The organism is Sphingobacterium shayense (assembly GCF_013179575.1).
In the GTDB taxonomy this organism is placed as follows: Bacteria; Bacteroidota; Bacteroidia; order Sphingobacteriales; family Sphingobacteriaceae; genus Sphingobacterium; species Sphingobacterium shayense.
Genome location: NZ_JABMCQ010000011.1, coordinates 25,637 through 46,531, shown reverse-complemented (window position 1 = coordinate 46,531; position 20,895 = coordinate 25,637). Strand labels below are relative to the sequence as shown.

Annotated in this window: 11 protein-coding genes; 10 read left to right on the top strand and 1 reads right to left on the bottom strand. The window is 41.0% G+C overall.

Annotated features, from left to right (window positions below; genetic code table 11):
- Positions 1-71: 71 nt before the first annotated feature.
- The 9 genes from HP439_RS02915 (at position 72) to HP439_RS02875 (ending at position 15,947) form a co-directional block, all read left to right on the top strand.
- Positions 72-1,436 (top strand): FAD-dependent oxidoreductase, encoded by a 1,365-nt coding sequence (locus tag HP439_RS02915; protein ID WP_172388850.1) that lies wholly within the window; start codon positions 72-74, stop codon positions 1,434-1,436.
- Between the two features lie 68 nt (positions 1,437-1,504).
- Positions 1,505-2,572, top strand: coding sequence for a hypothetical protein (locus HP439_RS02910; RefSeq protein WP_172388849.1), 1,068 nt, complete (start codon positions 1,505-1,507; stop codon positions 2,570-2,572).
- Between the two features lie 376 nt (positions 2,573-2,948).
- Positions 2,949-3,779, top strand: a complete 831-nt coding sequence (locus HP439_RS02905; protein WP_172388848.1) for a hypothetical protein — start codon at positions 2,949-2,951, stop codon at positions 3,777-3,779.
- A gap of 687 nt (positions 3,780-4,466) precedes the next feature.
- Complete coding sequence (locus HP439_RS02900; protein WP_172388847.1) at positions 4,467-5,357, top strand: AraC family transcriptional regulator; 891 nt, start codon at positions 4,467-4,469, stop codon at positions 5,355-5,357.
- A gap of 127 nt (positions 5,358-5,484) precedes the next feature.
- Positions 5,485-6,918, top strand: coding sequence for an arabinose isomerase (locus HP439_RS02895; RefSeq protein WP_172388846.1), 1,434 nt, complete (start codon positions 5,485-5,487; stop codon positions 6,916-6,918).
- A gap of 37 nt (positions 6,919-6,955) precedes the next feature.
- Positions 6,956-10,033, top strand: coding sequence for a glycosyl hydrolase (locus HP439_RS02890; protein ID WP_172388845.1), 3,078 nt, complete (start codon positions 6,956-6,958; stop codon positions 10,031-10,033).
- 108 nt (positions 10,034-10,141) lie between these two features.
- Positions 10,142-13,213 carry a SusC/RagA family TonB-linked outer membrane protein gene (locus HP439_RS02885; protein WP_172388844.1) on the top strand — a complete coding sequence of 1,024 codons (3,072 nt, stop codon included), beginning with the start codon at positions 10,142-10,144 and terminating at the stop codon, positions 13,211-13,213.
- A gap of 10 nt (positions 13,214-13,223) precedes the next feature.
- Positions 13,224-14,759 carry a RagB/SusD family nutrient uptake outer membrane protein gene (locus HP439_RS02880; RefSeq protein ID WP_172388843.1) on the top strand — a complete coding sequence of 512 codons (1,536 nt, stop codon included), beginning with the start codon at positions 13,224-13,226 and terminating at the stop codon, positions 14,757-14,759.
- Between the two features lie 429 nt (positions 14,760-15,188).
- The gene (locus HP439_RS02875; RefSeq protein WP_172388842.1) at positions 15,189-15,947 is read left to right on the top strand and encodes a hypothetical protein; all 759 of its coding nucleotides are present in this window, start codon (positions 15,189-15,191) and stop codon (positions 15,945-15,947) included.
- Between the two features lie 1,194 nt (positions 15,948-17,141).
- Here HP439_RS02875 and HP439_RS19695 read toward each other — a convergent pair.
- Positions 17,142-17,285 carry a phytase gene (locus HP439_RS19695; RefSeq protein ID WP_425501302.1) on the bottom strand — a complete coding sequence of 48 codons (144 nt, stop codon included), beginning with the start codon at positions 17,283-17,285 and terminating at the stop codon, positions 17,142-17,144.
- Between the two features lie 469 nt (positions 17,286-17,754).
- On the opposite strand from HP439_RS19695, the gene HP439_RS02865 reads away from it, so the two are divergent.
- Positions 17,755-20,427: a DUF7133 domain-containing protein gene (locus tag HP439_RS02865; RefSeq protein ID WP_172388841.1), complete on the top strand. Its 2,673-nt coding sequence runs from the start codon at positions 17,755-17,757 to the stop codon at positions 20,425-20,427.
- The last annotated feature ends 468 nt before the right edge of the window (positions 20,428-20,895 follow it).

The window sequence follows — 20,895 nt, the reverse complement described above, 5'->3', positions numbered from 1 at the left end:
ATAACAACGCAATCGATCCAGTTGCGGATCAAAACTCAGGTTATTGACCTTGAAAAAAAATATTAGAGCATATGAAAAGGAGATCAGCTTTGGCGGCTATGGGCGCCATATCATTAGGCTTGACGTCGACAAATTTGTTGAAGGGTGAGGTTTTGCAAAAGCCTCGTTCGCTGAAAAAAGAAACGGTAAATACCGATATATTAGTTGTTGGGGGTGGAACAGCGGGCGTCGTTGCCGCAATTCAAGCGGCTAGAGCCGGTAAAAAAACGGTTTTGGTTGAAAATGGAAGCATGTTGGGGGGGACCACCACCACCGGAGGAGTGAATTTTCCGGGAATATTCTTTGCCTGGGGGAAGCAAGTTATTGGAGGTATTGGCTGGGAGATGGTTCAAGAGGCTGTCGCGCTTAATAACGATCAGCTTCCGGATTTTTCTATTCCACATGGGAGGCAACATTGGAAACACCAAGTGCGACTAAATGGGCCATTATACAGTATGGTCATCGAAGATAAATGCGTAGAGGCGGGTGTCGGCTTGCGGTTTTATGAAAGCCCCGTCTCGGCCGTAGAAACCAAGGATGGCTGGAAAGTGATCACGGTCGGCAAAAGTTCTCAAACCGAGATATTTTGTAACCAGTTGATCGATTGTACAGGCAATGCAAATGTAGTCTCGTTAGCAGGCTATAACCTTCTTCGAGAAGAAGAAATACAGCCGGGAACTTTGATGTTTCGTATTGGAGGCTACCAAATGGATCAGCTTGATATGAAAATGATAACTGCAGAGTTCAATCAAGCAGTGGAACGGGGGGATTTAATTAAAGGAGAATTTCTAAGCGTACAGTCCCTGCTTCGCAATGCGGGAGATAATGTGCAACATATCCATGGAGCAGATGCGACCACCTCGATATCTCATACTTTGGCCAATGTGAAAGGGCGTGCTTCCCTTTTTAGGACATTTAAATTTCTTCGAGGACTCCCAGGGTTGGAAAAGCTGAAAATTATGGATATGCAAAATGAGACGGCAACAAGGGAAAGTTTTAGAATAGATAGTATTTATAAAATTACCCACGAGGACTATGTAACAGGGCGCGTTTTTGAGGATGCGGTTTCTTACTCCTATTATCCCATTGATCTGCATGACGCAAATGGGGTGGTTCCAAAGCATCTAGAACAAGGCATGGTCGCTACGGTGCCATTGCGTGCCCTTATACCTGCTGGAAGTCGTAATTTAATTGTTGCCGGTCGTTGCGTCGGGAGTGACCGACTAGCGAATTCAGCACTGCGAGTCCAGGCATCCTGTATGGGGATGGGACAAGCTGCGGCGGCTGCAGCAGTACTTGCCAACACACAAAGGACCACACCAGACAAGGTTAAGATTTCTGATATTCATCAGTTATTGACTGAGCACGGTGCGATAGTTCCAGTTAAAGAAGCTTAAAGGGCAACGGGATGGTGAAAAAGCCGATCATTATTGTTTTCTTATGTTTTCTACTATTTGGGGCGTGTATGAGCTTATTTGCCAAGCCTTCATTTCAAGATACCATTGGATATTTCAGAACGGCTACGGTACCCCAAAATATTGCCTATATTGACCGAATTCCAATTGATACAGGAACTAATGTACGTGGGACAGATACTTTATACCGGTTGATGGACATGGGAAATGCACCACTTTCATACTATAGAAAAATTCTCAAAGAAATCTGTTTTGATGGAAATTGCCGGATGTTGAATGTAAATCTTTACTGGAACCTCACAGGCAGATACCTGGGGTTCGAACTGCCACCGAATGAATTCTTGAGCAAAGCAGAACATACACCGTTTATTGGTCGAGAGTATGAGCAGTTGCATCGGATATTGGCGGATAGTCTTTCTGCGCTAGGTAATTTGCGCTATGAAGAATTATTACCAAAACCGAGTCTCCTAGAACCGGCCGATGCAGTGACAAGACCAACATCCAAAGATGTCTTGGCGCATGTTGTTCCAGGAGCAGTATTTACGACATATTCGATGTGGCATTTGATATATGGACAAATGCAGGAGGACGTGGTCAAAGCTACTGATTCCGACTTATCTGCCGAATTATTATTAGACATTTTGAACAGCCCGATTCCTTGGGACTGGACTTGGGGACTGGATCGATTGAGTTTTTTCCCGGAAGCTCCGACGGAATTAAAACAAAGGGTTCTTGAACTGGTAGTAAGCGATTCTTACAATTTGGCTTCAAAGGCAATTGCTTGTATTCCTGTTCAATGGTTTAACGATGTAGATTTTCAGAAAAAACTTTGGGCTAAACTGGACGATGTAGAATATGCGCTTAAATCTAATTTGATCCAAAAGATTTCAACAAGTGAAAGTCCTGATAAAACGGTACTCACGGAACTGGCAAGGAGGCTAAAGGAATTTAACGGGGCACTTTTAAATGTATCCTTAAAATGCCTAAAGAATTACGCGGCTGATAATCCAGAGATAAGGTCAGAAATTGAACTACTAGCCAAGCATGAGAATCCATACGTCGCCTCGCAAGCTCGGAAGATTATTCAGGAATTGAATTCAAATCGGTCCGGACCTTAACGAATTGATTTGTTGTTGTATACAAAGGCGATTCTACATTCATATTGGGGAATGAAGAACAAATGGAATTGATAGTGAAATCATTTTGGATTATACATCAATTAATACCAATAGATGCCATAGGGGGTGAGTCTTGGGGTAGAATATCTTTCCAATACGAGGTATACCTAACATACGCTCAGTTCTATGGTTATAATAGGTTATACCCGTGAAAATGGTATTACGTTAGGGTATAAATTTTAGTGCGACCTTAAAAACATTATTGCGCATATCAGCACGTTATTTTTGATTTAGTTAAACTATTTTTTTTCTTCATAGTCTTTAAATTTAGAGGGTGCCGTCGACCTTATCTTGTTTCTATTTAAAAACTATCGTTATGAAAGCCTTACATTATCTCTGTCTTTTAGTTTTGTTCATATCTGGTATTTCCCTAAGGGCAAACGCTCGGCCGTTGTCTGATCGTTTTGATGTAATACTTAAGGATTCTGTTCATAGCGAAAATGAAGATTTGTTTTACCGGATAGGGGAACATCAACTATTAGAATTGGTATATAATCAGATCTTTGGTGAATATTTGGGCAGCACAGTTCTCTGGTTGAATGTCTTTAGCGATGAGGCGTTATCAAATTTTAGCAAAAGTGATTATCTAATGCTTGAAAATAACAGGTCGGGGGGATTTGAAATCTATGATGAGGACAACAATTTCGTCTCCATTGCGCCGGATCTTCAGGGCAATTATTCGCTTGAAACAGCGAGCGGTAACTGGGTAAAATCAAGATCGAACGGTTTTAACAAAACCTATTTCAGTAACGATAACGGGAAAGAGTATACGATGACCTTTAAATTCAGTCTGGGAGGAAAGAAAAGTATAAAAGACGAGAAGGGGTATGAAATTAGCGTCAATCAAAAAATTAATGGAAATTATGATATTTCAGATAATGAGGGGCGCGAAATGAAGATTAAGGTCGACCGATCGGGTGTTTACCGTCTAACGGAAGGTGATCGTGAACGTAAACAGATGGCCATTCAAAGCATACAAAGCTTTCATATTAGCGATACAGACAGGGATAATTTGCAGATAAGAATGCGCGGTCGATTTAACGACCTAATTTTTACCTTTGCAGATGGCCATGAAGTTTTTATCCAAAATAGATTTCGTAAACCAATGCCTCCTGTCAAGGAAGAAGAAAAAAATAACAAGGAATAAGTTGATTTATATAGTTGTTCCGTCCACAGACCAAGATGTCTTTGCAAGAATTCTGGATGCTCAATACGTGTTTCGGAAGCTGTACAAAACCGGTAGTGCGCCCAGGGCCTAGCAGGTCAGGCAAAGCATACAATCACTTGCACGATGAAACATAATTTTAGTTTATGGGGTAGTGTAAAGTGACTCCGTGACAGTGCGCTTTACAAATGATATTTGTTAATGCAAAGGTAATTATGTTTGTTTGTATCAACAGTACACGCCACGCTACCCGTAAGAACAGCGTCCCAGGGCGTGTCTTTTGTTTTATAACCAGATCTTAATCCTTTATGTCTTAATTTTTATGTATAAAAAACAAGCATTTACTATTGATGAACAAATAAAGCAATTAGAGCGACGAGGGTTAATTGTTAGTAAATCTGATGATGCCCACAGCATTATCTGTCTCCTATTGGTTAGTCTATTATTTTAATTAACGCCTGTGAAGTATTTTCCCTTGGTGGAAGAACGGGTTGTTTTTTACTAATTATGCTGCTAGAGGGGGACAAGTTCGTCCTTTTAGAACAAGAGTCCAAGTTTTGTGAAGGGCCATTTTGTTTTTGGAATTATGTCAACGAGCCGCTCTGGAAATATCGTTCTTTAGTTTTAGTGCAAAAATGATTATGTTAGTTTTTTATAAACCTTCAGGTGATGGAAAGTTACTACAAATATCTACCTACTAGTGGCCAAGATAATAAATGGGGATTAACCCTACTGAATACAGGATGCGGTGAGGTTGCTAACAATGTGGGCTATCCCAACAATCAGCATCCCGAGGCCTATGAATTTAAATGGCTACAGGGGCGCATTCTTCAAGAGTATCAACTCATTTATATTTCTAGAGGCAATGGGGTGTTTGAGTCTAAAACCATAGGTGAAATTAAAGTCGGGGAAGGTTCATTCATTTTACTGTTTCCAGGTGAGTGGCATCGATACAAACCCGATACGCAGACAGGTTGGGTGGAATATTGGATTGGCTTCGAGGGCTTTGTTATCGATTCCTTAGTCAAAAGTTACATTTTTCAACCTGCAAATGCATTGATTTATACAGGCGTGCGGCCAGAAATTATATGCTTATATGAGAGTCTTTTGGCTCAGGCCGAGGCTGAATTACCCGGTTATCAATCATTGGCCGGAGGAATGATTCTGCATTTACTCGGACTTGTCAATTCCCTTGAAAAGCAGCAGAACTTAATAAGAGCCAACAAAGATCACCAGCAGCTCGTTCAGAAGGCTATGGTCATGATTCGAGAAAATGCAGGGAGCACGCTAAACTTGAATGATGTTGCAAATGAGCTACAAACCAGCTATTCGACGTTTAGAAAAATTTTCAAAAGACATACTGGACTCGCTCCTGGTCAATACTTGATTCAATTGAAAGTAGACCGTGCGAAAAATCTCTTACTATATACTGATAAACTTATCAAAGAGATTGCGTATGAATTAAACTTTGAATCGGAATATTATTTTTCTAAATTTTTTAAGGAACGGACAGGGTTCTCACCTATAGCTTTCAAAAAACGCTATTCTATGCAGGCGTAATTTTAAACTTTTGCCAAAATTTACAGGATAATTATCAAAATGTCTATGTCCTGTCGCAGCCTCACGCGCTAAATTTGTGTCATACAATATTATAAACACCGAAGGATTAAACCTGAGATAATTATTTATGGCAGAAAAAATAACGCTGAACGTCGGACTTTTTGGTATTGGACTCAATACCTATTGGGAGCAATTTGAAGATTTAAACGCGCAGTTAAAAAATTATTTATCCACTGTACATGCACAAATCAATGCTGATTTCGTTCACTGCATAAACTATGGTCTGATAGATACTGTTGATGGAGCCTTTGACACTGGGCATGCATGTAGGCAGCAGCAGATCGACCTACTTTTAATACATTCAGCAACGTACGCACTTTCAGCAAGCGTTGTACCTGCCGCACAATTAGCCAAAGTGCCGATCATTATCTTAAACCTATCGCCAGATAATGCGATCGATTATTCACGTTTTAACCAGCTTTCTAGCCGTCGAGCAATGACGGGCGAATGGCTGCGTCATTGTGGAGCTTGTCCAGTTCCAGAAATAGCAAATGTTTTTCGCCGTGTGGGAATCCCTTTTTTCCAGATCACTGGAAGGCTTGATAAGTCAGATCCGTGTTGGCGGGAATTAGCAGAATGGATGATGGCAGCACATGTGGCAAAAATTATGGCTCACAACCGTTTAGGAGCTATCGGGACCTATTATTCTGGTATGATGGATATCTACACGGACCTTACAAAGCAGGTCAGAACATTTGGAGGTCATATTGAAATATTAGAGATCGATGAACTGACGGCTATGCGAAAAAATGTGACCAGCCAAGAGGCTGAGGGGCGCGTGTCAGTCTTCCGGGACGTCTTTGAGATACAAAGCGGTTGCGAGGAAACCGAACTGTTGCGGGCGGCGATAACCTCTATTGCTCTGGAACGCCTAGTGGAAAAGTATAAACTCGGCTCCATTGCCTATTACCATAAAGGAATTCCGGGCACGGAAAACGAAGATACAATAACCTCTATTATACTCGGAACCTCTTTTCTTACTTCCCAAAATGTACCCGTAGCTGGTGAATATGAAATTAAAAATGCTCAGGCGATGAAAATTTTAGATGCTTTTGGGGTAGGCGGATCCTTTACAGAGTATTACGCAATGGATTTTAACGACGATGTAATCTTGATGGGGCATGACGGACCGGGGCACCTTAAGATTGGTGTGGGAAAAACTAAGGTCAGACCACTGGAGGTTTATCACGGTAAAATCGGCAAAGGGCTAGCTGTTGAAATGCAGGTACAGTTAGGTCCTGTGACCCTGCTGTCCGTGGTGGAAGGATCTGATGGTAATCTACTTTTATTGGTCGCTCATGGAGAATCTGTACCGGGACAGATTCTAGAAATTGGCAATACGAATTCCCGGTACCGGTTTGCTATAGGAGCTAAAGAATTTATGGAGACTTGGAACAGCTACGGCCCGGCCCACCACTGTGCTGTTGGGGTGGGACATGTATGGTCAAAGATTGAGAAATTTGGGAAAATACTTGGGATCCGGTCGGTGAGAGTTTGTTAACGGAAAAAGAAACTAATCAATACTAATGAGAACATTTATGAGACACCTACTTTACTTTTTACTAATCGCGACCTTTCAATTGGGGCTGAGTAGGGCGCAGGAGAATAGCCCAGATGATTTCTTGGCTATAGTTAAAAAATTTGAAAACCCTGATAAGGAATTTAGAAGCGCTCCCCTGTGGGTTTGGAACACTAGAGTCGATAAGCAAAGCATTAAATTTGAGCTTCTGGAACTCAAGGAAAAGGGTTTTGGTGGTGTGTTTGTCCATCCGCGGCCAGGGCTTATTACCCCTTATTTGTCCGAAGAGTGGTTCGAGCTGTATAAGTACACTGTCCAGCAGGGTAAAAGTATAGGACTGGACGTTTGGATATACGATGAGAACTCCTATCCAAGTGGTTTTGCCGGAGGACATGTCCCCGCGGAAATGCCAAGCTCATATAATCAAGGGCAGATGCTTCATATGGAAGTAAGCGATGTTTTTCCTGCTACTGATTCAGCTGTCTTTGTAGTTGTTCAAAAGGATAACGAAGGTAAGTTCACCCAAGTAAAAAGTTCATCCCAACATAGTGACTCGAGCTTTTATATTTTCAGAAAGCAAAATTATGAACAAACACCTTGGTATGGGGGGTATTCTTATGTGGACCTTCTTGCCAAAGGGGTAACCGAAAAATTTATCGAGGTAACAATGCGAGGATATGAGAAACACTTAGGTGATGAATTGGGTAGCACTATTCCGGGAATTTTTACCGATGAGCCTAATATCGAGGTGCAGGGCCGTGGTAATATCCGCTGGACACCAGATCTATTTCAAGTTTTTAAGGAGAAATGGGGTTACTCACTTGCAGAGAATTTGCCTAGTTTATATTTAGAATTAGGCGATTGGAAGCGGGTTCGGCATAATTATTACCAAACGCTGCTTCAAATGTTTATTGACAGGTGGAGCAAACCTTGGTATGCATACACCGAGAAGAAGGGGCTGGAATGGACCGGGCATTACTGGGAACATGGCTGGCCTAATCCTAATCATGGTGGAGACAATATGGCAATGTATGCCTGGCACCAACGCCCCGGAATTGATATGCTATTCAATCAGTTTGATGAAAGTAGCCCAAATGCACAGTTCGGAAATATTCGCGCCGTGAAGGAGCTCTCTAGCGTCGCCAACCAGACGGGCGCAAAGAGAACCTTGAGTGAAACTTACGGAGGTGGGGGATGGGAGCTTACCTTTAAGGATATGAAAAGATTGGGGGATTGGCAATATGCTTTAGGTGTCAACACGTTGAACCAACACCTTTCTTTTATGACTATAGTCGGTGCTAGAAAGTACGATTATCCACCATCATTTTCTTACCACTCGCCATGGTGGTCGTACTACAAAAATCTGAACGATTATTTTGCCCGATTATCGTTAACACTTTCACTTGGAAAACAGGTCAATGACATCTGCATTATTGAACCCACCTCAACTACATGGATGTACAGTAAGTTTGAAGGAGATAACATCGTTCGAGATTCGATCGGCAGAGTCTTCCAGCAATTTGTTCGCAGGTTAGAAAATGCACAAATTGAATATGATTTAGGATCAGAGAATATTATTAAAGATAAAGGTGGGATACAAGCAGATAAATTTCAAATAGGGCATAGGCAGTATGCAAACGTGATCCTTCCTCCGAAAATGGAAAATCTGGATCGACCGACGCTCGCTTTGCTGAATAAATTTTTGGATCAAGGAGGGAACCTCGTTGTTCTTTCGAGGATTAAATATGTTGACGGAAAGGAGAATAAAGAAGATCTTGAGCGGATTAATGCAAAATTTCAAGAACCTGAGTCATTTAAGTTTGAGCAGATAAATGCTTCACCGCTAATTACTCAGACCGATTCTAACCCGGTTTCCTTATACCATCACAGGCGAGAACTGGCGACAGGCGAGATTTTATTTCTAACAAATACGAGCCTTGATGACCCGATCTCCCTAAGAGTACCGGTGGAATTCAAACATGTTTATAAAATGGATTTATTCACAGGAACGGTGAAAAAGGTTTCAGATTTTGATGGAACCGGGGGGAAGAACCTATCGCTTTCTTTAGCCCCTGTGGAGAGCTCCATGTACTTTTTATCTAACGAAAAATATTCGTTCCCGACTAGCGATGGATCACCGAAAGCGCACGATGGCAAGGTGATAAATACGGCGACTGAAGTCGTTTATTATCAACCTAATGTGTTAACAGTTGACTTTTGCGACCTAATTATTGACGGGCAAAAGCAGGTATCTAAATATGTATTTGAAGCAAACGATACTCTTTTTAAATATTTTGGCTTTGAAGATGGAAACCCATGGAATACTTCTGTTCAGTTTAAAGATGAAACGGTAAGGAGAGATACTTTTGCAAAAGACAAGTCTTTACAGATTGACTACCACATCCAGGTTAGTGCGGACTTCACTGCTGATGACCTACAAATCGCCATTGAAAGAGACAGTTTGTGGGAAATCTATTTTAACGATAAACCTATCGATCGGGACGCTCAGGGATGGTTCATTGACAAAGATATTAAGACATACAAGATTCCAAATGTTCGTCCTGGAGCAAATACACTATCACTCAGGCGCAAGGGAATGAGTATCTACGCTGAAATTGAACCGGTATATGTTCTAGGTGATTTTGCCACTCAGCCTACTTCCGACGGATGGAGAATAACAAAAGCTATAGCGCCAGCTCTTGGCTCCTGGAAAGAAAATGGACGTCCAATGTATGGATTCTCGGCTGGCTACGTAAAGAAACTTGATGTGCAACCTTCCAAGAAATACCTGTTACAGTTGCAGGAGTGGAAAGGTACAGCCGCCGTGGTGAAAGTGAATGGTAGACTGGTCGGAGATATCAGCTACCCACCGTTTCAGCTAGAGCTGTCTGAACTAACACCGGGTGAAAATGAGATTGAAGTTATCGTTGTGGGCGCGCTGAAAAACACACTCGGACCGTTTCATAACAACCCCGCACCGGGGATGGTTTCGCCATGGCATTTTAGAAATATCTCTGGAAAAAAATCAGGAGAATCCTACCAAACCCATGACTTTGGGTTGCTCCAAGATTTTAAGCTTTTAGAGCTCTCCGAATAACTAGATGGTTGTAGCTGAGCTGTGCTGCCGACAGGACAGCTCAGCTATTATTCGTTGCCGGATAAATTATAAACTATTTAAAGTAAACCAACTAAACGATAGAAAATTATGAAAAAAAGAAATCTGAGTAAGCCATTGATGATGGTGTTACTATTACTAGGTATTGTCTCTGCTAGGGTGTTTGCCCAAGAGTCAACTAGCGTGAGGGGATCAGTTTCTGATGGAGCTGGCCCTTTAATAGCCGTAACAGTAACGGTAATTTCCAGCGGCCAATCGACGAAAACGGATGCTTCAGGCAACTTTATCATTAATGCGGCCGCAAGTAGTCCACTTAAGTTTTCGCTAGTTGGCTATAAGGATACGGTCGTTATAGCAGGTACAACACCTATGGAAGTTATGCTTTCTAAGCACACTCAGGATATTGAAGAAGTAATTGTCGTGAGTTACGGTACCCAACAAAAAGCGAAGGTAACAGGCGCGATTTCTGAGATGAAAGCGTCAAAAGCTAAGGACGTACCCGTCGGCCAATTCACCCAAAAAATGCAGGGCAGAATTCCTGGTGTGCAAATAACACAGATAAACGGTAAGCCAGGCCAAGGTATGGCTGTTAGAATTCGAGGTTCGGCATCTATGAACGCGGGAAATAATCCTTTATATGTTGTCGATGGACAAGCAATAACCGGTGATATTAACAATATTAATCCCGATGAAATCGAAAGTTTTTCTGTTCTAAAAGATGCCTCGGCAACGGCTTTGTATGGTTCGCGCGCTGCGAATGGTGTCGTGTTGATAACAACAAAAAAAGGGAAAGCTGATGGGGTCTCCATTGACTTTAATACCTATTACGGAGCGCAATATTTACCACAGCGAGGACGCCCAGATGTGATGAATGCGAATGAATTCGCACATTGGCAAAACATGTTCTATCAAGACAAGATCAAGTACGAAAATTGGGTTCTTCCAGCAACTGGCCTGGCGGAAATACCAGAAGACTACCGTAATCCCGATCAATATGGTGAAGGAACGGACTGGTACGATGTACTTTTTGATAAAGGTGCTCCCATCCAGAGCTACTCGCTCTCGGTGCTTGGTGCAAACGAAAAAATAAGTACGGCCGTGTCGGCTGGTTATTTTAATCAGCAGGGTATATTGCTTAACACCGGTTATCAGCGGTATAGCTTTCGCGCGAATACGGAGTACCGGCCCAATAAACGGTTGACCCTAGGGTTCAACGTTGCTCCCTCACTGCAGTTAGATCATAACACACTCATTAATACCGACGGCCAGCGGCAGGTGATCGATGGCGCTTTTATAACCAGCCCGATTTCTGCAGCTGTACTGGAAGATGGATCGATGCCGCTGACAACAAATACATACGGGATGTTTGCCAATCCAAATTGGCTTCGTGTACTACTTGAAAAGCAAGATAATTTTAAGCGACTGCGTTTGCTTGGTAATGTTTCTGCTAAGTATAATATCTGGGATAATCTGAATCTTGCCGTTAGAGCAGATTATGATTTAGGAGACCTTGTGCAGCAGAATTTTACGCCATCAACTGCCGGCGGAGGACTGTTCGTCGCGCCGCCGCAACGTGCCACTGGTGCCTACAATACCGACAATTATTATTCCTGGTTAAACGAGAATCTACTTACCTATAATAAGTCCTTAGACGATCACAATTTTGACGTGCTGTTAGGTTATACCACTCAGCGGTATATGATCCAAAGTGGACGGCTTAGTAAAACTGATTTTCCAAATGATGACATCCCCTGGCTAAACGCCGGGGCGACTGTGACCAGCTCGGGTAGCAGTACCGCTTCTTGGACTTTGGAGTCGGTAATCGGTCGGTTAAACTACGATTATAAAGGTAAATATCTGCTATCAGCGGCCGTCCGCCGTGACGGTTCCTCTCGGTTCGGCAGTGATAAAAAATGGGGTACTTTCCCTTCGATTTCTGCCGGTTGGTTGCTTTCCTCCGAAGATTTTTTGATGGATAATTCGCTTATTTCTTTTTTGAAGCTTCGCGCTAGCTACGGAGTCGTCGGAAACAATAATATTGGGAACTATACGTCGATTGCGATGATGGGGACAACAAACTATACTTTTGGGAATATTTTGAACCAGGGATTGTCTATCACCTCGCTTGGGAATACCTTACTCAGCTGGGAAAAAACAAAGCAGTGGGATCTAGGATTAGATGTGTCCTTATTTGAAAACAAAGTTAATTTCCATTACGATTATTATCATAAGGTAACAGACGGAATGCTCTACCCCATCGAGTTGCCTCGAGCCTCGGGATTTTCTTCCATCTCTACTAACATTGGTTCCTTTAAATTCTGGGGTCATGAAATTGGAATTGATGCAAATATTATGGACAGGGAAGATTTTCAGTGGAATGCAGATTTCAATATCTCGTTCAACAGAAATGAAGTTGTGAAGCTCGGAACAAACAACACACCAATCGGGGGTTACAGTGATCAAGCGGATTTTAATCGCACAGAAGTGGGCAAACCAATAGGCCAGTTTTACGGATATGTTTTTGACGGTGTGTATATGAATCAAGCGGAGTTCGATGCTGCCCCTAAACATATTTCCTCACAAGTAGGCACCGTGAGGATGAAAGATATCAACGGTGATAGTGTCATCGATAACAATGACAGAACATTCTTAGGCGATCCGAATCCGGATTTCATTTATGGATTTAATAACACATTTCGATATAAAACCTGGGACCTAAATATACTATTTACCGGTTCTGTGGGCGCGCAGACAATGGCCGCGGTTTTCGAGAATACAGAAAATATCGATGGCGTGTTTAACATGAGAAAAGAAATGCTTAATGTATGGCGATCCGAAGAGAATCCAGGAAATGGTCAGGTGCCTCGAACCTTGACAGGTACCACCGGTCTCTACCGTTTTACGAACTCCCGGTGGGTACACGATGCGGATTATTTATCTCTTAAGAATATTACGTTAGGTAAGAGGTTTGATTTACATTCCGAGTACATCAAATCAGTACGAATATATGGCAGTGTACAGGAAGCGTTCATGTGGACGAAATATCCGTACGCAAACCCAGAAGTAAGCACTAGCGGATATAACCCTTTGGCTTTAGGTGTTGATCAAACCGCTTACCCTATCCCTAGGACGTATACGGTCGGAATAAATGTTGGATTTTAAAAATTGACAGATGAAACTTAAATATATTATGTTTGCTTGGGCGTTATTATTAACCTCTTGTCAAGAGAACTTTCTAAGTCTGACCCCTGATTCAGAACTGGGCGCAGATGACTTTTATCAAACCGAGGAGCAGTTTACGCAGGCCTTAGCTGGCGTGTATCAGGCTCTTCGCAGTACCGTTGGTGAGAGTGGCTACTTAATGGGTGAAATGCGTTCGGATAACACGCATTACGATTATTATGCTCCGGATCGGGGGATTCATATTGTTCGTCGTGAAAACATAGATGATATGCTCGATGACTCACAAAATCAATGGACCAATGAATATTTTAACGCATCCTATATCGGTATTGCCCGGGCCAATACGATCATCGATAGAATTGAAATGGCGCAAATTGATGAAGCAGCTAAAAACACGATTATTGGCCAGGCAAAGTTTTTAAGGGCGTACTTTTATTTTAACCTTGTGCGGTATTTTGGGGAGGTTCCTCTTTATTTGAATGAGGTCACAAACGAGCAGCAAGCCTTTCTTCCAAAATCCGCTATTCCGGAGATTTATGAAGTGATTATTGAAGATCTTAAACAGGCGATTGAAAAACTAGCAAAGCCTAATTTTCCACAAGACGGTAAAATAACGAAGGGCGCAGCGAGTACGCTGTTAGCAGATGTATATATGACTAAAAAAGATTTTGCTGCCGCTTTACCCTTGTTAAAGCAAGTGCAAGAGATGGGCTATAGTTTACTTCCTAATTATGCTGATGTATTTGAACCCAGTAGAAAGAATAATACAGAGTCAATCTTTGAGATACAATTTATGATGGGGGACCAGGGACAGCATAGTATGTTTAGCTATTGGTTTATTCCCAAATCGAATAACGTGGCACTAATAACTGGTATTGAGTCGAACACGCTTAACTATGGAGGTTTCAACGTGCCGACAGAGGATATGATAAGTGCTTATGAAGAAGGAGATACGAGAGAAAATGGGTCAATTGGAATTGCAGAAGGAATTATCGCCGCGGATGGAAGTTTTGTAATTCAAGCGGTAAAACAAAGCGATGGATATGTTAAACCTACTGGAAAGACGGCTAAGCCTTTTGTGAAAAAATATTTGCATAGCCATAACCGAGAGCGAAACACCGACGACAACTGGCCCATTTATAGGTATTCTAATGTGCTTTTGATGCTTGCTGAGTGCTTGAATGAGACCGGTAAAGCTACCGAGGCGCTAGCCCCGTTAAATATGGTTCGTAAACGAGCAGGAGGCCAATTGCCCGCCATCAATAGTACTGATAAATCTCGACTAGCAAGGTTGATTTTGAAAGAAAGACGTGTAGAAATGGCATTTGAAAATCATCGGTGGCATGATTTGATAAGGACGGATAATGCAATTGAAGTAATGAATGCACATGGCGAGCAAATGAAGGCTAAATATGGGCACATAGCGGCAAATGCCTATAAACTGACTGCGGAAAGGCTCATTTTTCCCATACCATATTTAGAGTTGCAGTTAAACAACCTTCTTACACAAAATAAGGGTTATTAAATGACCTGAGTGCTAGTTAAGAAAGAAGCGTTTGCAATAGTAATACAGCGCCAAAGGGGGAATTCTATCCCCCTTTTTCAGTGGAGGCGAAAAAGAGGGGGAAATCTTAGCGTAAACGCGTTAGCTAAAGATAGTATTTTTAAAAATGTATAGAACTTTTGAGCGTGATCGGGGACAGTGTAAAGCGCCAGTATGCAATAGTAGTTACTAATCCTAGTGTACAACAAAGCGGTGTTCGAGGTCAAATAGACTCGGTTCTGTGAAATCAAATTTTTGTACGATTGAAAAAAAAATGAGAAAAAGGCTTTTAAAGGATGTTAAATTAATTTGCGTATAATTCTTACCAAAGATATTAATAAACACTTTCTTTGCTTCGTAGATATAAAAGATGTTTTATATATTTATTAATAAAATGAATTAACATATACTATGAAAAATCTTAAACGTCATATTTTTTCGAATGTGTCCCGCATTACATCGAGACTCAACGAACCATTTCGACTAGCTAAAGACATAACTGTTATCGATTTCGCAATTGTAACGTCATTCGTTACAACTGTAGGGTTCTTTTATCTATGGATTTACCTTGATGAATTTGGGTTTAATTATTTTTTGGCTTTTTTTGACATCGCAGACGCACTTCCCGTGTTATATGAGAAATTAATGCATGTAGTTCTACTTTCTATTTTAATGTTTCCCGGAACAATAGCGATTCTTCTTAGTATTATGCATAAAAACGGGTATAATTTCCAAGTTACTAAATTTATCATTGTGTTAATTATAATCGCCGTCCTTTTAGTGTTAGGAATTTTGTTACATATTTATGGACTTCCTAAAATTACTATTGCCGCCTTAATATCTTTGACTGCTATATTTCTTTTTATAATTTTCTTTAAAAATAATTTCGCTGGTCACATATTATTAGTCGCTTTCGTGTTTTTATGTACTTATTCAATGGCGAGAAGTGAAGCTTCACAAATTCAAACTTCAAGACCGAGATATGATATTGTGCTCAAGCAACATCAAGAAACACCTATTTTGCGTAACGACGATAAACACAAATTCCTTATTTATAAAACGGCGAACTATTATTTTATCAAGGATGATTCCGTAAATCGTATTTATGCCTATTCGGTTTCGACAAGTGAGATGTTGTCGATAAAGCCTTATGAAAAAGCCGCTGATTGAGAACTGTACAAGTATAGTATCCGTTAAACGAAAATGTAAACCGAGTTTTCTAATTCACGTTGTGAAAATTCCGTCGTAATATGTACGGTGTTTTAAAGTGCAATATTAATTGTTGAATAAGGGCTCTTCTTTCCAGTTTAGTAAATTTCCGTGACCGTCTGAGGGAATACCCAAATATTTAATAGGTACCGAGGGATATTTGTTGAAGAGATGGCCTAGTTTGTTACTCAGGCTATTATTGTCACCTGATAATAACTAATTTGTTGTAAATAAGAAATAGAACGTTGATCATCTAGTATTTCCAACCCGCGGTTCTTTCAGTTTTGTAACTGATCGACAAAAGCTAACGGAGGTTTATCATATGATTTCTTTGCCATAGGCTGTAAAAAGAGAAGACCCCCCAAGTGTGCATCGAGGAGAGGCATGGAGGGTGTATTATTTTTAGTATCTAACGGTCTTATTTGGATCTCTTCTTCAAAGAAAAGACTTGATACTACAACGGTAAAAATAATATCCTTTTATCATCATATGCATGTTTTATTTTTAGTCATATAGAACCCACGATGTCATTTCCATTGAAAACGAATTCATTACTTCGCTATCTTCTTTTTTTAGAAAAGCCCATATAGAACGTTGTTGGAAAACCAATAACTTGACTTATTTTGTCCCTGTTTTAGAAAAAAATCTCTTTTCTTTTTTGGATAGTTTTAATACGGTTAATGAGTTCTACTTCGATGTTAAATAATATATCTTCGTATTTAAAGGATCATTTTTCTCGTAGTGCTTACATTGGAACGAAGGGAAGGGCGGTATAAAGTTTATGCTCAATAGCCATAAGCTTCTCTTCAGCAACTAAATTAAAGAAATTCCAATGCAGACGAGATTAGTTATATTCATGCCTCATGATCTACAAATGGCTTAGATTGGCAATTTGGTATGGAAGCCCCGTAAAGAGGAGTCCTTAGCAGCCGGAGTAATCTGCTTTATTTACAAATGAGAATGCCTCAAAAGCTATTAGGTTTTGAGGCATTCAGTTTACTAAAGCTAAATTTAAGCTTTTATTTACAGTCGATTACGTCTTGGAATATCTCCCAATCCTAATAGTGGTATACCACTCCTTTACTCATCGCTACGAGCATTCCTTTAGGGAACATCGATCCATTCGGCATGGCGATGGCATCTGCCCCGTCGCATTCAATAGCGGATGCAGGCACCTCCGGCCATAAACGTATGTTGATTAGTGTTTCCTGTATCTCCTTCTCTAGGGTAGATGTTGAATGAATTGTTTTGTTGATTAGATGCTACAATGTACCCAGCGCTGTCAGATGCTTTATAAATTGCCGGTAAATTGCTCGATTGTATCTAAGATATAAAAGATAATGTCAGTTTTATAATCTTGACTTTCTTTAATTACTTCATTGATTTCCCTGTTGCAAAACAAAATTTTCACCTCATTTAAATACCCCTTTTATAACTAAGTTACTCGTTTGGATCTTTGTTAATGCAGGATTTTCAGGTTTTGAATTAGATTCAAAAGAATTGAGTTAGATTATGGTTTTTTGTGATGTGATTTTTTATCTTTGGTTGTAGAAAGTGTTTGCGTAGTGCGGCACTTTTAACTAGTGCCCGTTATGAACACGAACTTGTGCCCACGCGTCAGAAGCCTTTTACCACATTTTTGACTAGCTGCCTCTAAACCGAAAATGAAAACAACTAGAGAATAACAATTATAATATATAAGCTGTATAAATAGATACTACTCTGATAAAAGGATCTGTTATCTATTCTACAAATACCTACTATACCTATGAAAAAAACATTAAACTTAATCCTCTTCCCACTATTGTTGGGCTTGACCCAAACGGCCGAAAACCCCAAATCATCAGCAAGAATAACCACACTTGCCTATGTTGATACTGTAGCAATGCTGCAAGATAGTTTGGATACCGTATCTGGCGCACCGGAAGACTTGTTGATGACATCCTTTACAGGGCCAGATCTAACACCAAGCCCGGCTTGTTTAGCGGTAGCACCGACAGGCGAAGTATTTGTGGGGGTGGATATGATAGGTTCGTTAGGGAAAGATATGGGCAAGGGGTTTATCCGACGATTTGTTGATTTGGATAACGACGGTAAAATGGATAAACATACTGATTTTGCGCGAGTAGACAATCCGCGCGGTATTTTTATCTTAGGTGATCAGGTTTTTGTCTTACATACTACTTTCGATGCGACAACAGGCATAGCGACAGGTATGGACTTAGTTGTGTTTGAAGATAAGGATCAAGATGGTATCGCCGATGGGTCCCCCAAATCGCTGGTGGTTGGATTGAGCAATGCCAAATACATCCAGGAAAGGGGAACTGACCACGCAACCAATGGCATTCGCATGGGAATCGACGGTTGGGTCTACATTGCGGTAGGTGATTTTGGATTTCATGATGCTAAAGGCACGGATGGAAAAAGACTGTCCATGTACGGTGGTGGCATTCTACGCGTTCGCCCAGATGGGACAGAACTAGAGGTCTATACGCATGGGTTACGTAATATTTATGATGTTGCTATCGATCCTTTTATGAATATTTTTACAAGAGATAATACCAATGACGGTGGTGGTTGGGACATCCGTTTCTCCCATCAGATTCAGTCGGGTGAGTATGGATATCCTTTATTATTCCAGAATTTTACGGAAGAAATCATTCCAGCGTTAGCGATGCTAGGCGGAGGATCGGGCACCGGTTCACTTTATATGGACGAGGGTACTTGGCCTGCGAAATATAATAAGGTGCCCATGATGGCCGACTGGGGGAGAAGTTTCCTTTACTTGCATCATGTGCTTCCAGATGGACCAAGCTTTACGCAAAAAGAAGAAGAGTTTATTAAGTTACCGCAAATTACGGATTTGGACGTGGATGGTTCGGGCAGGTTATATTTATCAGCTTGGGATGGGGCTGGTTATTCAGGTAATCCAGATAAAGGGTATGTCGTAAGGGTCGTTCCTAAGGGATGGACCTACGCCGCGTTCCCTGATATTAAAAAGGCATCAGTTTCTGAATTGGCTGACTTATTAAAATCGGCTAGCGCAACAACTAGGTTGTATGCTTCTCAGGAGCTACTTTCCAGACCGGCTGATGAAGCAGCTGCTACTGTTTTGAGTTTGGCAAAGAACAAGGATTTACCTTTAAGCACGCGTGTTGCCGCAGTCTATACGTATGCACAGGTGGCAAAAGAAAAAGCGATTCCCGCCTTACTCGACCTTGTAAAAGAAGATCAACTGCGTGAATTTGCTTTGCGTGCACTGGCTGATCGTAAAGGTAGATTAGAAAAGGTTCCAGTTGATCCGTTTATTGCGGGATTGAAAGATCCATCCGTGCGCGTCCAAACGGCTTCAATAGTGGCCTTAGGCCGGCTTGGACGTGTCGAAGTTGCCAATGCTTTGTTACAAACACCTGTGCCCGCTTCGTTTGTTGCCCCGGTCAAAGGTACTGAAGGTCCACATGATAAACCAAATGCAGAAATTATTCCAGCGCATTTGGCTGTGCAAGCTTTAGTTCGTTTAAACGCAGTAAATGCGAGTATAGGTTTCTTAGGGACAGAAAGTCCTGATTTGGCGTTGTGGGCCCTGCGTTATATGCATGACCCGATAGCCGTTGAGGGGTTAATAACGGCTTATGGGAAAACTAAGGATCAAAAATTGAAGGATAAAATCTTGGTTACTTTAGCGCGCTTATATAAAAAGGAAACGGCCTATGACGCCTCATGGTGGTGGGGTACTCGTCCTGATTCTCACGGACCATACTATAAAGGCATCGATTGGGAGTCATCGCCTGTCATAGAAAAATTCTTAACAGCACAAGCGTTAAAAGCAGGGGCAACAAAGCAACCATTTTTTGCTCGTTTGAATGATAAATTCCGTATGGAAATTGCGGCTTTCAACGTGGTAAAGAAAGAAGTGGTTGCAAAACAAGTACCAGAGAAAAAAGTAGATTTGGAGAAAATTAAGAATCAAAAAGGACAGGTCGGAAAAACCTCCATAGAGGATGTTTTATTAGCGGTAAGCAAAATAAAAGGTAATCCGACTAAAGGTAAGGCGCTTTTTGCTAAACAAGGCTGTGTTGCCTGTCATAGCATTAGCAAAAATGAGCCGATGAAAGGACCATTCATGGGCCAGGTTGGAGCGATTATGAATCGTGAACAAATTGCAGAATCTATTTTGAGACCGAATGCTTCTATTTCTCAGGGCTTTGCAACGGTGCTGATTAGTACAAAAGATAAAAAGAGTTATATGGGATTCGTGACCCAAGAAACTGCAGCTAGCGTTGTATTAAGAGATATTGCTGGTTCGGTGACAACCATAAAAAAGAACAATATTGCCTCCCGAAAAGAAATGCCTAACTCGATGATGCCAGCAGGATTAGGAAATTCCCTAACTGTGGAAGAATTTGCTTCACTTGTTGCTTTTCTAGCACAGCAAAAATAATGTAGATGTCGTGGGTTCGTATCAAAAATAAAATGGTACGATCCCTTTTTTATGTTCTTTTCTAAATATTCTGTTTTTTGCCAGTTGGCAATGTTGTTATTATTTTGGTTGAATAAAATATAGTGTTAAAAAACGTAATGGGGCTGTATCATGATTATACAGCCCTATTTTAGTGAGACATTAATTTGTGTATTTAATATCCGATTTGATCCCGTCAACAAAAGGCTGCTAAGGTTCATTGCTTCTTCAAGGAGGACTTAATGTTTTTGTGGCTAATATTAATACAAGCCGAATTTTCTGTATAAGGTCTTTTTCACCATGTCATCTGTTAGCGGTATGGGTATCCGATCATGAAACCTACATCATATAATGATAAGTATTCGTGCATTAAAATTTTAGACAAACGTTTGCTTTTGCTAAATACTTTAAAATGAGAATTGGTATCGCTAGATTTAAATAATCCTTAAA

What these genes read in the sequence shown, in the direction of transcription:
- HP439_RS02915 (WP_172388850.1), top strand. Translation starts at nt 72, where the DNA reads ATGAAAAGGAGATCAGCTTTGGCGGCTATGGGCGCCATATCATTAGGC.
- HP439_RS02910 (WP_172388849.1), top strand. Translation starts at nt 1,505, where the DNA reads ATGAGCTTATTTGCCAAGCCTTCATTTCAAGATACCATTGGATATTTC.
- HP439_RS02905 (WP_172388848.1), top strand. Translation starts at nt 2,949, where the DNA reads ATGAAAGCCTTACATTATCTCTGTCTTTTAGTTTTGTTCATATCTGGT.
- HP439_RS02900 (WP_172388847.1), top strand. Translation starts at nt 4,467, where the DNA reads ATGGAAAGTTACTACAAATATCTACCTACTAGTGGCCAAGATAATAAA.
- HP439_RS02895 (WP_172388846.1), top strand. Translation starts at nt 5,485, where the DNA reads ATGGCAGAAAAAATAACGCTGAACGTCGGACTTTTTGGTATTGGACTC.
- HP439_RS02890 (WP_172388845.1), top strand. Translation starts at nt 6,956, where the DNA reads ATGAGACACCTACTTTACTTTTTACTAATCGCGACCTTTCAATTGGGG.
- HP439_RS02885 (WP_172388844.1), top strand. Translation starts at nt 10,142, where the DNA reads ATGAAAAAAAGAAATCTGAGTAAGCCATTGATGATGGTGTTACTATTA.
- HP439_RS02880 (WP_172388843.1), top strand. Translation starts at nt 13,224, where the DNA reads ATGAAACTTAAATATATTATGTTTGCTTGGGCGTTATTATTAACCTCT.
- HP439_RS02875 (WP_172388842.1), top strand. Translation starts at nt 15,189, where the DNA reads ATGAAAAATCTTAAACGTCATATTTTTTCGAATGTGTCCCGCATTACA.
- HP439_RS02865 (WP_172388841.1), top strand. Translation starts at nt 17,755, where the DNA reads ATGAAAAAAACATTAAACTTAATCCTCTTCCCACTATTGTTGGGCTTG.